Annotated in this window: 12 protein-coding genes; 8 read left to right on the top strand and 4 right to left on the bottom strand. The window is 69.5% G+C overall.

The genetic code is table 11. The features are described 5' to 3' along the window. Positions 1-35: 35 nt before the first annotated feature. Positions 36-1,553, bottom strand: a complete 1,518-nt coding sequence (locus ACFRFC_RS24405; RefSeq protein ID WP_382691330.1) for an ABC transporter substrate-binding protein — start codon at positions 1,551-1,553, stop codon at positions 36-38. A 564-nt stretch (positions 1,554-2,117) separates the two neighbouring features. Between ACFRFC_RS24405 and ACFRFC_RS24400 the strand changes: the two genes are divergently transcribed. The 6 genes from ACFRFC_RS24400 (at position 2,118) to ACFRFC_RS24375 (ending at position 11,126) form a co-directional block, all read left to right on the top strand. Further along, positions 2,118-4,334, top strand: a complete 2,217-nt coding sequence (locus tag ACFRFC_RS24400) for an acyl-CoA dehydrogenase (RefSeq protein ID WP_382691328.1) — start codon at positions 2,118-2,120, stop codon at positions 4,332-4,334. A 68-nt stretch (positions 4,335-4,402) separates the two neighbouring features. Next, the gene (locus tag ACFRFC_RS24395) at positions 4,403-5,248 is read left to right on the top strand and encodes an enoyl-CoA hydratase-related protein (RefSeq protein ID WP_382691326.1); all 846 of its coding nucleotides are present in this window, start codon (positions 4,403-4,405) and stop codon (positions 5,246-5,248) included. A gap of 148 nt (positions 5,249-5,396) precedes the next feature. Then, positions 5,397-6,926 carry an MFS transporter gene (locus ACFRFC_RS24390; protein ID WP_382691324.1) on the top strand — a complete coding sequence of 510 codons (1,530 nt, stop codon included), beginning with the start codon at positions 5,397-5,399 and terminating at the stop codon, positions 6,924-6,926. A gap of 38 nt (positions 6,927-6,964) precedes the next feature. Further along, entirely contained in the window at positions 6,965-8,188 is a 1,224-nt protein-coding gene (locus ACFRFC_RS24385; protein WP_382691322.1) for an amidohydrolase family protein, read from the top strand. A 224-nt stretch (positions 8,189-8,412) separates the two neighbouring features. Further along, positions 8,413-10,593 (top strand): acetate--CoA ligase family protein, encoded by a 2,181-nt coding sequence (locus tag ACFRFC_RS24380; protein ID WP_382691320.1) that lies wholly within the window; start codon positions 8,413-8,415, stop codon positions 10,591-10,593. Continuing rightward, positions 10,593-11,126 (top strand): DoxX family protein, encoded by a 534-nt coding sequence (locus ACFRFC_RS24375; RefSeq protein WP_382691318.1) that lies wholly within the window; start codon positions 10,593-10,595, stop codon positions 11,124-11,126. The genes ACFRFC_RS24380 and ACFRFC_RS24375 overlap by 1 nt, the downstream gene beginning before the upstream one ends. Before the next feature lie 340 nt (positions 11,127-11,466). Here the strand turns inward: ACFRFC_RS24375 and ACFRFC_RS24370 are convergent, their stop codons facing one another. Both ACFRFC_RS24370 and ACFRFC_RS24365 read right to left on the bottom strand, forming a co-directional pair. Beyond that, entirely contained in the window at positions 11,467-12,225 is a 759-nt protein-coding gene (locus tag ACFRFC_RS24370) for an SDR family NAD(P)-dependent oxidoreductase (protein ID WP_382691316.1), read from the bottom strand. Continuing rightward, positions 12,225-13,406, bottom strand: a complete 1,182-nt coding sequence (locus ACFRFC_RS24365; protein WP_382691314.1) for an acyl-CoA dehydrogenase family protein — start codon at positions 13,404-13,406, stop codon at positions 12,225-12,227. The genes ACFRFC_RS24370 and ACFRFC_RS24365 overlap by 1 nt, the downstream gene beginning before the upstream one ends. Positions 13,407-13,556: 150 nt before the next feature. Between ACFRFC_RS24365 and ACFRFC_RS24360 the strand changes: the two genes are divergently transcribed. Further along, the gene (locus tag ACFRFC_RS24360) at positions 13,557-14,684 is read left to right on the top strand and encodes a CaiB/BaiF CoA transferase family protein (protein WP_382691312.1); all 1,128 of its coding nucleotides are present in this window, start codon (positions 13,557-13,559) and stop codon (positions 14,682-14,684) included. A gap of 11 nt (positions 14,685-14,695) precedes the next feature. On the opposite strand, the gene ACFRFC_RS24355 is transcribed toward ACFRFC_RS24360, so the two are convergent. Further along, the gene (locus ACFRFC_RS24355; RefSeq protein WP_382691310.1) at positions 14,696-15,268 is read right to left on the bottom strand and encodes a TetR/AcrR family transcriptional regulator; all 573 of its coding nucleotides are present in this window, start codon (positions 15,266-15,268) and stop codon (positions 14,696-14,698) included. A gap of 80 nt (positions 15,269-15,348) precedes the next feature. Between ACFRFC_RS24355 and ACFRFC_RS24350 the strand changes: the two genes are divergently transcribed. Then, the gene (locus tag ACFRFC_RS24350; RefSeq protein ID WP_382691307.1) at positions 15,349-16,008 is read left to right on the top strand and encodes a FadR/GntR family transcriptional regulator; all 660 of its coding nucleotides are present in this window, start codon (positions 15,349-15,351) and stop codon (positions 16,006-16,008) included. Positions 16,009-16,338: the final 330 nt, after the last annotated feature.

The following is a 16,338-nucleotide window of genomic DNA, read 5'->3' as shown; positions in this document are numbered from 1 at the left end:
TCGCCCGGGAGGCGTATGACCGCGTTTCGGTGACGTCACGACATCCATGCCTTGTCGAACTGGATCATCTGGCCGCCGACCTGCTGCAAGCCCTGCACATTGGGCTTGTGGAAGAAGTTCCAGGTGGTCGTGCCGCAGGAGATCGAGGGCACGGTCTCTATGTAGAGCGCGAGGAATTTCTTCATCACCACCCGGCGCTCGTCGAGGGTGGCCGCGGCGGCCATCTCGTCGGAGATCTTCACCATCTCCGGGTTGCTGTAGCCGAGTGAGTTGGTCGGCGTGACGTAGTTGTTGTGGATGCTGCCGGCCGGCGTGGAGTCGGCGATGGCACCGCCACCGCCGGCGATGTCGTAGTCGTGCTCGACGTAGACCTTGGTGTAGAAGTTCGCGACCGGAAGGTTCGTCACCTTCAGGGTGATGCCGATCGGGTTCAGCATGGACGAGAGGATCACGGGCTGGTTGGTCTGGGTGCTGGGTCCGACCCAGTCCAGCTCGCCGTTCCAGCCGGTGTCGGCCTTGACCTGGTCGACGAGTTGCCTGGCCTGCTGCGGGTCGTAGGGGATCTTCTGCTGGTCCTCCGAGTGGAAGAGCGATCCCTTCATGAAGAGCAGGTCGCTGGCGACTTCCTCACCGGCGTTGTTGCGCTCGTTCCACACCTTCGGGTTGAACGCCAGCTGGACTGCCTTGCGCAGCCGGACGTCGCCCAGCGGCGAGGTCTTGCGGTTGTTCAGCTGGAGGGCGACCCCGGAGGTCTGCCTGGTCGCTATCGTCGGGATCTTCTTCTGTTTGATCTCGATGTCCGAGTGGGAGTCGAGCGTGATCCCGGCCTGCAACTGACCGGCCTCGAACGCTTGCAGCTGGGCCTTCTCGGTGCCCGCCATCTGGAAGGTCAGGGTGTTCAGCAGCGGCTTGTCGAGGGCGTGGGTCGGGTTCGGCTTCAGGGTGAGGCTGCTGCCCGGCTTGAAGTCACTGACCACGAACGGGCCCGCGCCGACCGCCGGTGCGGTCTTGTTGCCGCCGTCCACCGCCTTGATGTAGTTCGGCGACGCGATCATGCCCGGCCCGATCGAGAGCACATAGGGGAACTGGGCATCCGGCTTCTTCATGGTGATGACCACGGTCAGGTCGTCCGTGGCCTTGACCGACTCGATCTTCGACAGTGAGTTCGCGATCGAGAAGAAGGACTTCCGGTTCCGGTCGAGGTTCATCACCACGGCCGCGGCGTCGTAGGGACTGCCGTCGGAGAACACCATGCCCGGACGCAGCTTCATCGTCCACTGCGTGTGATCCGCATTGTGCTCCAGGCTTTTCGCCATGTACGGCACGCCTTCGAGCTTCTTGCTGTCCCAGCGGATCAATGTGCCGTAGATGGCGAGTGTCTCGTTGCCGCCGATCGTCACACTGCCCGTGTTCATCATCGGGTCGAGCGAGTTGACTCCCGAGTACTCACCTACGACGAGGGTTCCGCCCGACTTCGCGCCGCCGGTGCCGGGCGGCTCCGGTGCCTTCGCATTCGAGCCTGAGCACGCCGTGAGGGCCATGGCCGTAGCCACCGCCGCCACCAGGGCGAACCTCCGAGACGCCTTTATGACCACGCTGTTTCTCCGTCCTGAACATGTGTGTTCACAGAGGAAATCCACCAATGCGTGCGGCAGGCCGCAGGGAAGGGTCCAGGCGGCTACCGCAGGGGCGGGGAGTGGGAGGTGGCGCCTAGCATGGAACTGGATTACAGTGCCGTCAAGGCTCGGGGCAGAAATCAGACGAAGCGTGATATCGCCGCTCGGAGCGGTCGCGGCCACACCGGTGACATGGCCGGTCTGCCACTGGTAGCGGGTTTTGTCCGCTCACCGCTGGCGCTTCGCACGCCGACCCGCGTCGCACGGCCACGAGAATGAACGCGGGTTCTTGACGGTATTGAATTCTCGTTTCAAGATGAGCGCGGCATCGATGCCTGGGCCGGAGCGACCGGCGGGAGGCGTCGACGGCCGGACGGGTCGTGGACGCCGGGTCGGTCACGCCGGGTTCTTCCCCGCCGGCCCCGTCCTTGGAGCGCAGCTCGGCTGCATCGCCGCCTATCGCGTTCGGGACGAGGTGCGGCGAGAGATTTCTGTTCGTCAATGCGCGGTGTACTCACGATCGAGAGTTGGTACTCCATGGGAATCGCCCTGACCGAAGACCAACTGGCATGGGCTGACGCCGTTCGCGGATTTGTGAAGCGTGAGGTGTCGGTCGCGACGACGCGGGCCGAGTTCGAAGACCTCGCCGCGGGGATCTGGCCGATCGTCTGGCCGTCCCTCGTACGGCAGGGCTTCGTCGGGATGCATATCGACCCGTCGGCCGGCGGCGATGGCGGAACCCTGGTCGACGTCGCCGTCCTGCTGGAGGAGACCGGGCGGGCCCTGGTACCCGGGCCGCTGCTGCCGACCGTGCTGGCCAGTGTCGTGCTGGGCCGCCACGGATCCGAGTCGGTCACCGAGACCGTACTCCCCCGGTTCGTCACCGGCGCGACCGGCGCGTGTGTGACGACCGCTCAGGGACTGACCGCGGTGCCGGACGGCGACGGATGGCGGGTCAGCGGGACCACTGCACCGCTGCTCGGCGCGGTGAGTGGTCAGTTCCTCATCCTCGGCGCGCAGGCCGCGGACCGTACCGTGTGGTTCGTCGTCGAACGGCCGGAGGACACCTCGATCAAGGTCGAGCAAGGCATCGGCGTCGATCTGACCCGGGACATCGGCCGGGTGACCCTGGCCGGCCTCGCGGTGCGGCCGGAGAATGTACTGACCGCGAGCTGTGACGACATCCGGACCGTCGCGGCCGTCCTCTTCGCGGCCGAGGCGGCCGGGATCGCCCGTTACCTCCAGGAGTCCGGGCTCGCGTACGCCAAGATCCGGGAACAGTTCGGCCGGACGATCGGCTCGTTCCAGAGCGTCAAGCACAAATGCGCGCGGCTGTACATGCAGACCGAACTGATGACGGCGGCGGCCTGGGACGCCGCCCGCGCATTGCAGGACCAGCCCGCCGACCAGGCACAGCTCGCCGCCGCGGCAGCCGCCGTGTACTGCTTCAACACGATCGCCGACATCGGTCTGGAGACGACCACCCTCTTCGGCGGCATCGGGTACACCTGGGAGCACGACACACACCTGTACTGGCGGCGCGGGCTGTCGCTGGCGAGCCTGCTCGGTCCGGCCCGGGCATGGGACGAGCGGCTCGGGCGCCTGGCCGGGCAGAACACCCGGCGACGCCCGCTGGACCTGGGCGCCGAACCCGAGGGATTCCGGGCCGAGATCGCGGGCACGATCGCCGGGATCGCGGCCGCGCCCGAGGGCCTGCGCCGGGCGATGTACGCCGGGGCCGGACTGGTCTCGCCGCACTACCCGAGACCGTACGGGCGCGCGGCGGGCCCCGTTCAACAGGTGATCATCGCCGAGGAGTTCGCGCGCGCGGGCATCACACCGCCGTCCACCATCATCGGCGAGTGGGCGCTGCCGACCATCCTGGCGCACGGAACCGAGGAGCAGCGCGAAGCCTTCATCGGGCCGACGCTGCGCGGTGACATCGTCTGGTGCCAGCTGTTCAGCGAGCCGGGCGCCGGTTCGGATCTGGCGTCGTTGCGCACCCGGGCCGAGAAGGTCGACGGTGGCTGGCTGCTGAACGGCCAGAAGGTGTGGACGTCCGGCGCCCACGAGGCCGACTGGGGCATCTGCCTCGCCCGGACGGACCCCGACGTGCCAAAACACAAGGGCATCAGCTACTTCCTCGTCGACCTTCACGCGCCCGGCCTGGAGGTTCGTCCGTTGCGTGAGGCGAGCGGGGCCTACCTGTTCAACGAGGTCTTCTTCGACGATGTCTTCGTCCCCGACGCGCGCCTGGTCGGTGAACCGGGCGAGGGATGGCGGCTGGCCCGGACCACGCTCGGCAACGAGCGGGTGAGCATGGGCTCGGGCATGGCCGGCATGAGACGAGACCCCCTCCAGGTGGCGCGCGCGCTCGGCTCCACGGGATTCGGGGAGGTCATCGGTGAAGCGGGCCGGCTACAGGCGCAGCGGGAGGCATCGGACGCGCTCGGCCAGCGCGCCCTGCTGCGTCAGCTGACCGGCTTGCAGCCCGGTCCGGAGTCGAGTGTCCTCAAGCTCGCGTCGGCGTGGAACTCGGCGGCCATGAGCCGTGCCGCGCAGGGCTGGGCCGGACCGGAGGCGGCGGAGATGGGTGAGCCGTACGGTGGCGCGGCCCAGGGACTGGTGTCGGTGGGACCGTCCCTGATCGGCGGCGGCACCGCGGAGATTCAGCTCAATGTGATCGCCGAGCGGGTGCTCGGGCTGCCGCGGGACTGATGGGACAGACGCAAGGACCGAACCGAACCGGCGAACACATGGGGTTTGCCGGAGCTGAAGGAGCAGGCATGGAATACACGTTGGTACAGATCGATGAACCGGCACCGCACCTACGCCGGATCACCCTGAACCGGCCGGAGAAGCGCAACGCGCTGAGCGGCAGACTGCGGACCGAGATCAGCGCGGCGGTTCATGAGAGCGAGAGCCTCGACGAGGTGCGCGTCACCATCATCCGGGCGAACGGGCCGAGCTTCTGCGCGGGGTACGACCTGAGCCCGGGCCCGGGCGACAACGTTCCGCTTGAGTACGGTCATCAGGGCCTCGCGGGCTACCAGCGCAGCGTCGTGGATCTGTGGACGGGCATGTGGGACCTGTGCAAGCCGGTGATCGCCCAGGTGCACGGCCACTGTCTGGCCGGCGGCACCGAGCTGGTCACCGGCTGCGACCTGGTGTACGTCGCCGAGGACGCGAAGATCGGTTATCCGGCCGTCCGGTTCGGCACCCCGGACATGCAGTACCACGCCTGGCTGCTGGGGATGCGCCGCGGTATGGAACTCATGCTCACCGGTGACTCCATGAGCGGTGTCGAGGCCGCGGACTGGGGATTCGCGAACCGGGCGTTCCCGGCCGACGAGCTTGAGGAGGAGACTCTGCGGATCGCGAGCCGGATCGCGCGGATTCCGTCCGACATCCTCCAGATCAACAAGCGCACGATCCATCGGGCGATGGACTACATGGGTATGCGCCAGTCGCTGTACGCGGGGACGGAGATGTGCGCCCTCGCGACCCACACCGAGACCTTCAAGGCATTCCTCGGCAGCATCGGCGACAGGGGTCTGACCAGCGCGCTGACCGAGCGGGACAAGGCGTTCGGCGACGGGCGCGTCGCGACGGGCGCGACCGCGGAGGCATAGCGCACCGCGGTCGGCGTGGGCCGGGTGCGCGGCGTGCTGCCGTCCATCGCGGGCCCATCTCGCCCGGCAGTACCACGTGACGCCACCTCACCCGCGCGTTGTCCCGGGCCAGGTGGTGACAACCCGCGCGAAGGAAGGCACTACGACCATGACGCCGACCACGGGCCAGGCGCCCGGCGGGGCGGACCGGATCAGAGGCCGGCTGCTGCTCGCCCTGGTCATCATCTGCGCGACGCAGCTGATGATGGTCCTGGACGGGACGATCGTGACCGTCGCGCTGCCGGCGATCCAGCGCGGCCTGGACCTGTCGACCACGGACCTGGTGTGGGTCACCACAGCCTACGGACTGACCTATGGCGGCCTGCTGCTGATCGGCGGGCGGGCCGGTGATCTGTTCGGCCGACGGCGCGTGTTCACGTTCGGCCTCGGCGTTTTCACCGCGGCCTCGCTGCTCGGTGGCCTGGCGCCCGATGGGACCTGGCTGATCGTCGCACGGGCCGCGCAGGGCATCGGGAGTGCTGCCGCGTCACCCACCGCACTGGCGCTGATCATGTCGAACTTCGCCGCGGGGCGGTTGCGCAACAGGGCGATGGGCGCGTACGCGGCGATGTCGTCGGTCGGCGGCGCGTTGGGCCAGATCGCCGGCGGACTCTTCGCCGACCTCGCCGGCTGGCGATGGATCATGTTCGTCAATGTGCCGATCGGCGTGGCCGTTCTGCTGCTGGTGCCTCGGGCACTGACCGAGGGCGAGCGGGCGAAGGGGCGTCTGGACACGCAGGGCGCGGCGCTGGCCACCGCGGCCATGTTCCTGATGGTCTACGGACTGACCAGCGCGTCCACGCACGGCTGGGGCGACTGGATCGTCGCCGGGCCGTTGCTCGCCTCGTGCGTGATGTTCGCCGTGTTCCTGCTCTGGGAGGCGAGGACGCCCCACGCGATGCTGCCCCTGCGGCTGTTCACCGACCGGGCCCGGGCGGGGGTGTATGCGCTCGCCTTCCTGATCGCCGGGTCGACGTTCGCCTCGTTCTTTTTCATCACCCTGTTCTTTCAGAGTGTCCGGGGCTACACGCCGTTGCAGACGGGTCTGTCCTTCCTGCCGATCGCGGGCATCGTGGTGGTCGCGACCCAGTTGTCGTCGCGGCTGGTCAGCCGGGTCCAGGCGCGGTTCCTTCTGTCGGGGGGCGTCCTGGTGGGGGCCTTCGGTCTGGTCTGGCTCAGCGGGATCACCGCGGACTCCGGCTATCTCGCGGTGCTGGCTCCCCTGCTGGTGCTGTGGTTCGGCATGGGGCTGTGCATGGTCCCGATGGCGTTGATGGCACTGGCGAAGGTGGCCCCGGCCGAGAGCGGGATCGCGGCTGCGGTGCTGAACACCGGTCAGCAGCTGGGCGGGGCGGTCGGGCTGGCCGGGCTGGCCACCCTGGCGGCCACGGTGACCAGGGACGACCTGGCGCCGCACCCTGCGGGCGGGCTGAGTGAGCGGGCCGTCGCCGTCGCGACGACGCACGGATACGGCCAGGCGCTGCTCCTGGGCGCGGGCATCGCGGTGCTGGGCTTCCTGGTGGCGGTGCTCGTCGTCGGCATCGGTAACAGGACGAGGTTCGGCGCCGGGGAGGACGGGCCGGGAATGTCATCAAAGACTCCGGACGCCCACCTTGACGCCCTATCAGGCCCCGACTAAATTGAATTTAGGTTCTAGTTCACAGAAGGGTAGTGGAAGTGTCCGACAATTCTCCGTACACGATCATCACCGCCGATACCCACGGTGGAGGCAGTCACGCCCAATACCGTGAGTATCTGGATTCCAAGTATCACGAGCAGTTCGACGCCTGGCGGGCCAGGTACAAGAACCCCTACCGGGACCTTGCCTCCGGTGACGACCGCCGGCTGCGCAACTGGGACGACGAGATGCGCAACAGCCAGCAGGACGAGGACGGGATCGCGGCTGAGGTCATCTTCCCCAACACGGTCCCGCCGTTCTTCCCCGGCTTCGTGCTGTTCGCCCCGCCGCCCACCCCGGAGACCTACGAACTGCGGCACGCGGGCATTCAGGCGCACAACCGCTGGCTCGTCGACTTCTGCTCCAGATATCCGGAGCGGCGCAAGGGGCTTGGCCAGATCTTCCTGAACGACATCGACGACGCGATCGCCGACATCAAGTGGATCAAGGAGAACGGCCTGGCGGGCGTGCTGATCCCGCCGGTTCCGCCGGACGCGCACGACATCATCCGCCCGCTGAGCGATCCGGAGTACGACCGGATCTGGTCGCTGTGCGAAGACCTCGACCTCTCGGTCAATGTGCACGGCGGCACCGGGTCACCCTCGTACCCCCGGCTGGCGTCGTCGCAGATCCTGCACCTTCAGGAGATCACGTTCTACAGCCGACGCCCGTTGACATGGATGCTGATGTCAGGTGTCTTCGAGCGGCACCCCAAGCTCAAGCTCGTCATCACCGAGATCGGCTGCGCATGGCTCAAGGAGTACGGCGCGGAGCTGGACAGCATCATCAAGGGGGTCCAGTCCGGGCAGACGGGTGAGCTGCGCTTCGCGGAGGGCATGGCCCCGCCGAAGCTGGCCAGCGAGTACATCCACGACAACCTCTATGTCGGTGTCAGCATGGCCAGCACGCGTGATGTCGCGGCCCGCGACGTCGTGGCCCCCGGCCACTGGATGTGGGGCAGCGACTACCCGCACGACGAGGGCACCTACCCGTTCTCCAAGGAGCACCTGCGGGTCAGCATGGCCGGCATCAGTGTCGCGGAGAAGCGGGCGCTGCTCGGCGAGAACGCCGCGAAGCTCTACGGATTCGACCTGGGGGCCCTGGCGCCGGTCGCCGCGAAGATCGGACCGTCGGTCGCGGAGCTGGAAGCACCGCTGACCTCACTGCCCGAGAAGGCGAACGGGGCGCTGCGAGGCGTGTTCGCCGGCCGGGGCTCCGTCTGAGTCGCGGCGGCCGCCCGTCGGCTGCTGCGGGCCGGTCTGCCCTAGGGACATAGTGCGGGCCGGTCTGCCCGAAGGACATGATGCGGGCCGGTCTGCCTGAGGGGCAGGTTGCGGCGCCCGTGGGCTTGCGTCCCGCGGGTGCCGCTGTCCCCGCCGGGCCGGCGGCGAGCATTTCAGTGTGTGCCACAGACATTCATGCCAGTGACCAGATGATGGGGAGTGCGATGAGCGTGGAACGTGAGCCGGCTCAGGCAGCAGACGCCGCAAGTCCTGCCGCGCGGGGCGGCGAGCACCCGCTCGCCCCGATGTTCGCGCCGAAAGGCATCGCGATCGTGGGCGCGAGCGAGCGTTCGGCTTGGTCATGGCAGACGTTCGACAATCTGCGGCGCGGGAACTACCCGCACGAGATACACCTGGTCAACCCCAAGGGCGGGGAGATCCACGGCCGGCCGGCGGCGCGGTCGCTGCGCGAGGTGGAGGGGCGCGCCGACCTGGCGGTCGTACTGACCGGGCCCGATTCGCTGCCGGGCATCATGGACGAGGCGGCTGCGGCCGAGGTGCGCAACCTGGTCGTCATCGCCGCCGGATTCGGGGAAGCCGGTGCGGAGGGCGCCCGGCTGGAGCGGGAGCTGGCGGAGCGGGCGCGTGACCTCGGCCTCCAGATCCTGGGCCCGAACAACCTCGGCTTCATCAACACCGTGTCGTCCACCTACGCGTGGACCTCACTGATGCCGGCGTCACTGAACCCCGGCAGTGTCGGCATCGTCTCGCAGAGCGGGGCGCTGGGCATCTTCCTGATGAACTACCTCCAGAGCAGAGATGTCCCGTTCAGTCATCTCATCAGCGTCGGCAACGAAACTATGCTTACCGTCGCGGAGAGCATGGACTATCTGCTCAGCCAGGACTCCACCAAGGTCATCGCGCTCTACCTGGAAGCTGTCAGGCACCCGCAGGTGTTCATCGACGCGGCCGAGCGCGCCCTGGCCGCGGGGGTGCCGGTGGTGGCGTACAAGGCGGGCCGTGGCGAGGTCGGTGCGCGGGTGACCGCGGCACACACGGGCTCGCTGGCCGGCGACGACCGTGTCTACGACGCGGTCCTGGCGCAGCACGGCGTCATCCGCGTGGACACCATCGAGGACCTCGTGACGACCAGCGGACTGCTGGACGCGCACGGCGAACTGCCGGGCCACCGCGTGGGTTTCGTGACCGCCTCCGGCGCCATGTGCGGTGTGATCGGTGATGTGTCCGAGGAGCACGGTCTGGCGCTGCCGGAGCTGGACGACTCGACGGTGCGTGCGCTGCGGGAAGGCGGGCTGCCCGACTTCGCCACCGCGCAGAACCCGCTGGACACCACGGGCTATATGACCGTCAACCCCGCGATCATGCCGATGTCGCAGGAAGCGGTGGCACGTGACCCCAACGTCGACATCCTGGTCGTTCACGGCGGAGTGCCGGCCACCGCCGAGGCCGCGGCCAGGTACTCCGGCGGGGGTGGCGACCAGCGTAAGAGCATCGACGAGATCAGTCCCGTCCCGGTCATCAGGATGGAGTTCTTCCCCACCGAGCGCACCGAGTTCGCGCGCGAGCTGCGCCGGGAAGGCAAGGCCGGCTTCGTGGCCGACTCCTTCACCCGGGGCATCCCCGCGCTGGCCAGAGCCATCCGGTGGTCGCAACTGCGCAGATCACGCGCGGCCGGGCGCCCGGCCGGCACACCGCTGCCGCTGGATCCGGACACCGGCACCCAGTGGTCCGAACGGCAGGTCGCCGAGCTGCTGGCGCGACACGGTGTCGCGGTCGTGCCGCAGCAGCTGGTGACCAGTGCCGACGACGCGGAGGAGCGGGCCGGGTCGTTCGACGGGCCGATGGTCCTCAAGATCAGCTCCGCCGATGTCGCGCACAAGACCGATGTCGGCGGTGTGCGGCTGGGGCTGCGGACTCCGGCCGAGGTGCGCGCCGCGTACGAGAGCATGATCGCCGGTGTGCGCGCCGCGCAGCCGCACGCCGTGATCGAGGGCGCGGTGCTGAGCCCGATGCGACCGGAGGGCCTGGACCTGGTGGTCGGTGTGGTCCGTGACCAGGTGTGGGGCCTGACCCTGGTGGTCGGCCTGGGCGGCGTATGGGTGGAGGTCCTGCGTGACAGTGCCATCCGCGTACTGCCCGCCACCACGGCCGAGATCCGCGCGATGTTCACCGAGCTGAAGTGCTTCCCGCTGTTCGAGGGCTTCCGGGGAGCGCCCCCGGTGGACCTGGACCACCTGGCCGAGGTGATCAGCTCGATCGCGGACATCGCCGTCGCCTGCGGAGACCGCCTGGAAGCACTGGAGATCAACCCCCTGCGCGTCCACGGTGACAAGAGCGAGGTACTTGACGCGCTCATCCGCTGGACCGAGGGAGAACCCCGGTGATGGACGGAACAGCGTCAGCGGCGGACTGTGCGCTCCTGCTGTTTCGGCTGGTGCTGGCCCTCGTGTTCATCGCGCACGGCTTGAACCACGTCTTCGGCGGCGGCAAGATCGAGGGAACCGGACGATGGTTCGACACACTGGGCATGCGACCGGGTCTCCTGCACGCGTGGTTGGCGAGTCTCACCGAGATCGGCGCGGGCGTCCTCATGGGACTGGGCCTGCTGACCCCCCTCGCCGCCGCGGCGATGCTCGGGGTGACGGTGGTGGCGCTGACCACCCACCACATCCGCAACGGCTTCTTCACCTTCCGCCCAGGCGAGGGCTACGAGTATGTGCTCGTACTGGCCACCTGTGCCATCGTCATCGGCGCACTGGGCGGTGGCGGCTGGTCGGTGGACAGCGCACTGGGCGTGTTCGGCGGCGGTTGGACCCAGCTCATCCTGACCGCGGCTGTCGGTACGGGCGCGGCCGCCCTGCAACTGATCGTGTTCTGGCGGCCCGGCAGAGCACACGACACCGAACCCCAGACCTGAGGGCGTGTCCTGTGCTGGGCGTAGGCGCTGGTGTCGGCTGACGCCGGGGCGGCGTCAGCCGTCCTGCCGGGGGCGCCGCCACCACGGGGGCAGTTGGTCCCGCACGCGTTGGACATAGGCGTCGGTGTCCTGTGCCTCACGCCGTCCTGAACGCCTTTCGGTTGGCCTCGGCCGTGGCGTCGCCCACGTGGCCGGATTCCAGCACATCGCGGGCCGCCTGTCGGAACTTTGCGACGGTGTGGGCCGTACGGGGGTCGGGTCGGACGCGACCGCTCCCCGCGTCCGGGCCGCTGTGCTGTGCGGTCACGGTCGGCCGGTCGCGGGCCGGACGGGCCGGCGGTCAGCGCGGAGCCATCCGCAGGGCCCCGTCCATGCGGATGGTCTCGCCGTTGAGGTAGTCGTGCTCGATGATCGTCAGGGCCAGTTGCGCGTACTCGTCCGGGCGGCCGAGGCGCTGCGGGAAGGGGACTCCGGCGGCGAGGGAGGCGCGGAACTCCTCGGAGATGGTGGCGAGCATCGGTGTCTCCACGATGCCGGGGGCGATGGTGCACACCCGGATGCCGTACTGGGCGAGGTCGCGCGCGGCGGGCAGGGTCAGGCCGACGACCCCGCCCTTGGAGGAGGCGTAGGCCGCCTGGCCGATCTGGCCCTCGTACGCCGCCACGGACGCGGTGTTGACGATCACCCCGCGCTGGCCGTGCTCGTCGGCCTCGGTCTGCGCGATGGCCTCGCCGGCGAGCGCGAGGACATTGAACGTGCCGATCAGATTGACCTGCACCACCTTGGCGTACAGGCCCAGGTCGTGGACGCCCTTCTTGCCGAGGACGCGCATGGAGGGGCCGATGCCGGCGCAGTTGACGACCGTGCGCAGCGGGACACCGCCGGAGGAGGCCGCGTCGACGGCTTCCGCGACGGCGACGGCGTCGGTGATGTCGGTGGGGAGGTAGGTGACACCCTCGATCCGGGCGGCGTTCTCGATCCCGGCCGCGAGGTCGAGGACGAAGACCCGTGCCCCCTGTTCGGTGAGGGCCGCCGCGGTGGCCGCTCCGAGCCCGGACGCGCCGCCGGTCACGATCGCCGCGGTGTTGTCGATTCGCATCAGTGCTCCTGGTTCCGCACCCTGAGGGGGCCTCGGTCGTCGTTCTTCAGCGCCCGGCTGATGATCAGGCGCTGGATCTGGTTGGTGCCTTCGAAGATCTGCATGACCTTGGCCTCGCGCATGTAGCGCTCGACCGGGAAGTCACGGGTGTAGCCGTAGCCGCCCAGCACCTGCACCGCGTCGGTGGTGACCTTCATGGCGTTGTCGGTGGCCACCAGCTTGGCGATGGCGGCCTCGCTCCCGAACGGGAGCCCTTGGTCCCCGAGCCGCGCGGCGGCCAGGGTGGTGGCACGGGCGGACTGGACCGCGGCGGCCATGTCCGCGAGGACGAAGGCCAGGCCCTGGTGCTCGATGATGGGCTTGCCGAACGTCTCCCGTTCCCGCGCGTAGCGCACGGCGTGGTCCAGTGCTCCCTGGGCCAGCCCGACCCCGACGGCCGCGATCCCGAGCCGTCCGCGGTCCAGCCCGGCGAACGCGATCTTGAGCCCTTGGCCCTCCTCACCGAGGCGGCGGCGGGCGGGGACGCGGACGTCCTCCAGCCGCAGGGTGGCGGTGGCGGAGCCGGTCAGTCCCATCTTGCGCTCGGGCGGGTCGGCGATCAGCCCGGGGGTGTCGGCCGGGACCAGGAAGCACGAGATGCCGCGCGAGCGGTGGTCGGAGGTGCGGGCCATGACCGTGTAGAAGTCGGCGTGGCCGCCGTGGGTGATCCATGCCTTGGCGCCGCTCAGCACATAGTCGTCGCCGTCCCGGACGGCCCGGGTGCGCATCGCCCCGGGGTCGGAACCGGCGTGGGCCTCGGACAGGCAGTAGGCGCCGAGCAGATCGCCGCCGAGCAGGTCCGGGAGCCACTCCTTCTTCTGCTCCTCGGTGCCGAAGGCGGCGAGGGCGTAGCAGGACAGCGCGTGGACGGAGACGCCGACCGCGACGCTGGACCACACCGCCGCGATCTCTTCGAGGACCTGGAGGTAGATCTCGTAGGGCTGCCCGCCGCCGCCGTACTCCTCGGGGTAGGGCAGGCTCAGCAGTCCGGCGCGGCCGAGGGTGCGGAAGACCTCGCGGGGGAACCGCTCCTCGGCCTCCGCCTGCGCGACGCGCGGGGCGAGTTCCTTCCCGGCGAGTTCACGGGTCAGTTCGATCAGGTCGACGGCTTCCGGTGACGGGAGCGTACGGGTAGCGGGCATGGGATTCCCCTGGTCAGGACACTCGGAACAACGAACAGGCGACAACGAACGGCATATGGCATGGGGCATATGACATGTGGCGGCGATGACGAGCCTGGAGTATTGATACGCCAAGCGATACAACAGTATCGCCTGAGGTACGGTAATGCCATGCCTCCCAGAGATGGATCCGTGGGTCCCCTTTCCGGCCTGCGCGTTCTTGAGCTGGCCGGACTCGGGCCCGCTCCCCACGCGGCCATGGTCCTGGCCGACCTCGGCGCCGATGTCGTACGGGTCGAGCGGCCCGCCGGGCGGGCGCTGCGGCTCGGTCCGGACGGGGCCACCGACATCGTGCTGCGCGGACGCCGCTCGGTCCTCGCGGACCTCAAACGGCCCGAGGACCGTGCGCGGGTGCTGGCGCTGGCCGAGCGCGCCGACGTCCTCGTCGAGGGGCTGCGGCCGGGGGTCGCCGAACGGCTCGGGGTCGGCCCCGCCGACTGCTCCGCGCGCAACTCCGGGCTCGTCTACGCCCGGATCACCGGCTGGGGCCAGGACGGCCCGCTGGCCCAGGCGCCCGGCCACGACCTCAACTACATCGGCCTGACCGGCGTGCTCCACGCGATGGGCCGCCCCGACGGTCCGCCGCCCCCGCCGCTCAACCTGGTCGGCGACTTCGGCGGCGGCTCCATGCTGCTGGTCGTCGGGATCCTCGCGGCCCTCTTCGAACGGTCACTGTCGGGCACCGGGCAGGTCGTCGACGCCGCCATGGTCGACGGGGCCGCCCTGCTGGCCCAGATGACCTTCGCCCTGCGCGGGATGGGCCGGTGGTCGGACGAGCGAGGCTCCAACCTGTTCGACGGGGCCGCCCCCTACTACGACACCTACGTCTGCGCCGACGGCGGGTTCGTCGCCGTCGGCGCGCTCGAACCGCAGTTCTACGCCGCCCTGCTCGCCGGCCTGGGCATCGATCCGGCCGGGCTCCCGGCCCAGGACGACCGCACCGGCTGGCCCGAACTGCGGGCCCGGTTCACCGAGCGGTTCGCCGCCCGCACGCGCGATGCCTGGGCCGAGCACTTCGCCGGGACGGACGCCTGTGTCACCCCGGTCCTCACCTTCGCCGAGGCCGCCACACACCCGCACCTCGCGGCCCGTCGCACCCTGGTCGAGGCGGGCGGGGTGCTCCAGGCGGCAACGGCACCACGCTTCTCCCGGACGCCGGGCCGGGAACCGGCACCGCCGCGGGCGGAGCAGGAGCCGGACACCGAGGCGGTGCTCAGCAGCTGGGGCGCCCGCCCCTGACCTTCACTCGCTCAGGGCGAGAGGGCGTGGACGATGAGGGACGCCAGCTCGGCGTACGCCTCCGAGTCGGTCAGCCCGGTGCGGGTGGCGATCTCGCCGCGCTGGATCTCCTGCATGGTGGCGGCGACGACCTCGCCGACGAAGGCGGCGTGCACATCGCGGAAGGCACCGGCGGCCACGCCCTCGGTGACCAGCTGCCGGATCCGGCCGGCGGCGATGCGCGTATTGGCCTCGTAGACCTCACGGGCCGGTTCGAATCCGGCCATGTCGTCGAGGAAGCGCCGGGACAGCGGCTTGAGCTGCTCGGCGACCGCGTTCAGATAGACCACCACGCGCTCGGAGGGCGCCGAGGCGTCCGCGACCTGCTGCTCGATGGCCTGGGTCGCTTCCCGGAAGTAGTGCTTGACCGCCTCGCGGACCAATTCCTGCTTGCTGCCCGCCAGCTGATACAACGTGGTCTTCGAGCAGCGCAGCCGCTCGGTCAGCTCGTCGAGGGTGAAGGAAGCGAAACCCTCCGCCGCCAGCAACGCCACCAGCCGTTCGAGCAGATCTCGCTGGCGCGCGGTACGGCGTGGGGACGGCATGATCCCCAGCCTAGCCGCTCCCCCTTCGTGAGGCGTGACCGGTATCCAGGCAGCCAAGGGCAGTATGTCTCAGTGGAGCGGTGCAGCCGGGTGACTCACTGTCGTCCGAGTCCAAGCTGGTCGAGGAGTACGACGTCTCACGGCCGACCCTGCGTGAGGCGCTGCGGCTGCTGGAGGCCGAGCAGCTCATCACGGTGCGGCGCGGCTCGCACCGCGGTCCGGTCGTCAGTCACCCGGACACCTCGGTGACGGCCCGCGGCTTCAGCATGCTGTTGCAGCTGCGCGAGGGGACGCTCGCCGACATCTACGCGTTCCGGATGGTCTTCGAGCCGGTGGCGGTGCGGATGGCCGCCGAGACGGCGAGCGACGAGGATCTCGCCGGGCTGCGCGCCCTGCTGGAGGAGGAGTACGAGGTCCGCGGCGACGCCGACCGGTTCCCCGAGGTCGCCTGGCGCTTCCACACCACCCTGGCCGGGCTCTCGGGCAACATCACCATGACGCTGCTCGCCGAGACCCTTGAGCACATCTCGAAGCGGCACGCGCAGGCGGCGCTGCTGCGCTGGGCCGACGGGGACCGGCAGCGGGACAGCGCCTACCGGGCGCACAAGAAGCTGGTCGGCCTGATGGAGAAGCGGTCCGGTGCGGAGGCCGAGCAGTTCTGGGCCGCGCACATGGCCGAGGTCGGCAAGAAGCTGCTGTCCAGCACGGACGAGCTGTCCATCATCGAACTGATGGAGTGAGCCGGGCCGGACTGGGCCGTCCTGAGCTTCACCGGCAGCCCGACACCCCTCGGCGTCATCATCGCCTGTGCGGAGCGTCATGGCCGTACCGGCGCCGATCCTCGCCGTGCTGACGCTGACGGGCCGGGCGGCAGGTGTGTGAGGTCGACCTCCTGGCCCTCTGTCCGGGGCTGGTGAGCGCCCTGAAGGATCCGGCCCGTTCCCTCGATCGCCGGAACCGGGCTGGGACGTGGGACGGGCGGGGGGGGGGGGGGGGGGAGTGCCCCCCCCCCCCCCCCCCCGCCGGACACACAGGGGGGTTTTAACAAAAAAAAGCCCCCCCCACCACCC

Origin of the sequence: Streptomyces sp. NPDC056734, assembly GCF_042790455.1 — a bacterium.
Classification (GTDB): Bacteria; Actinomycetota; Actinomycetes; order Streptomycetales; family Streptomycetaceae; genus Streptomyces.
Note: the sequence above shows the minus strand (reverse complement) of the source record. Positions and strands in the feature narration are given on the sequence as shown.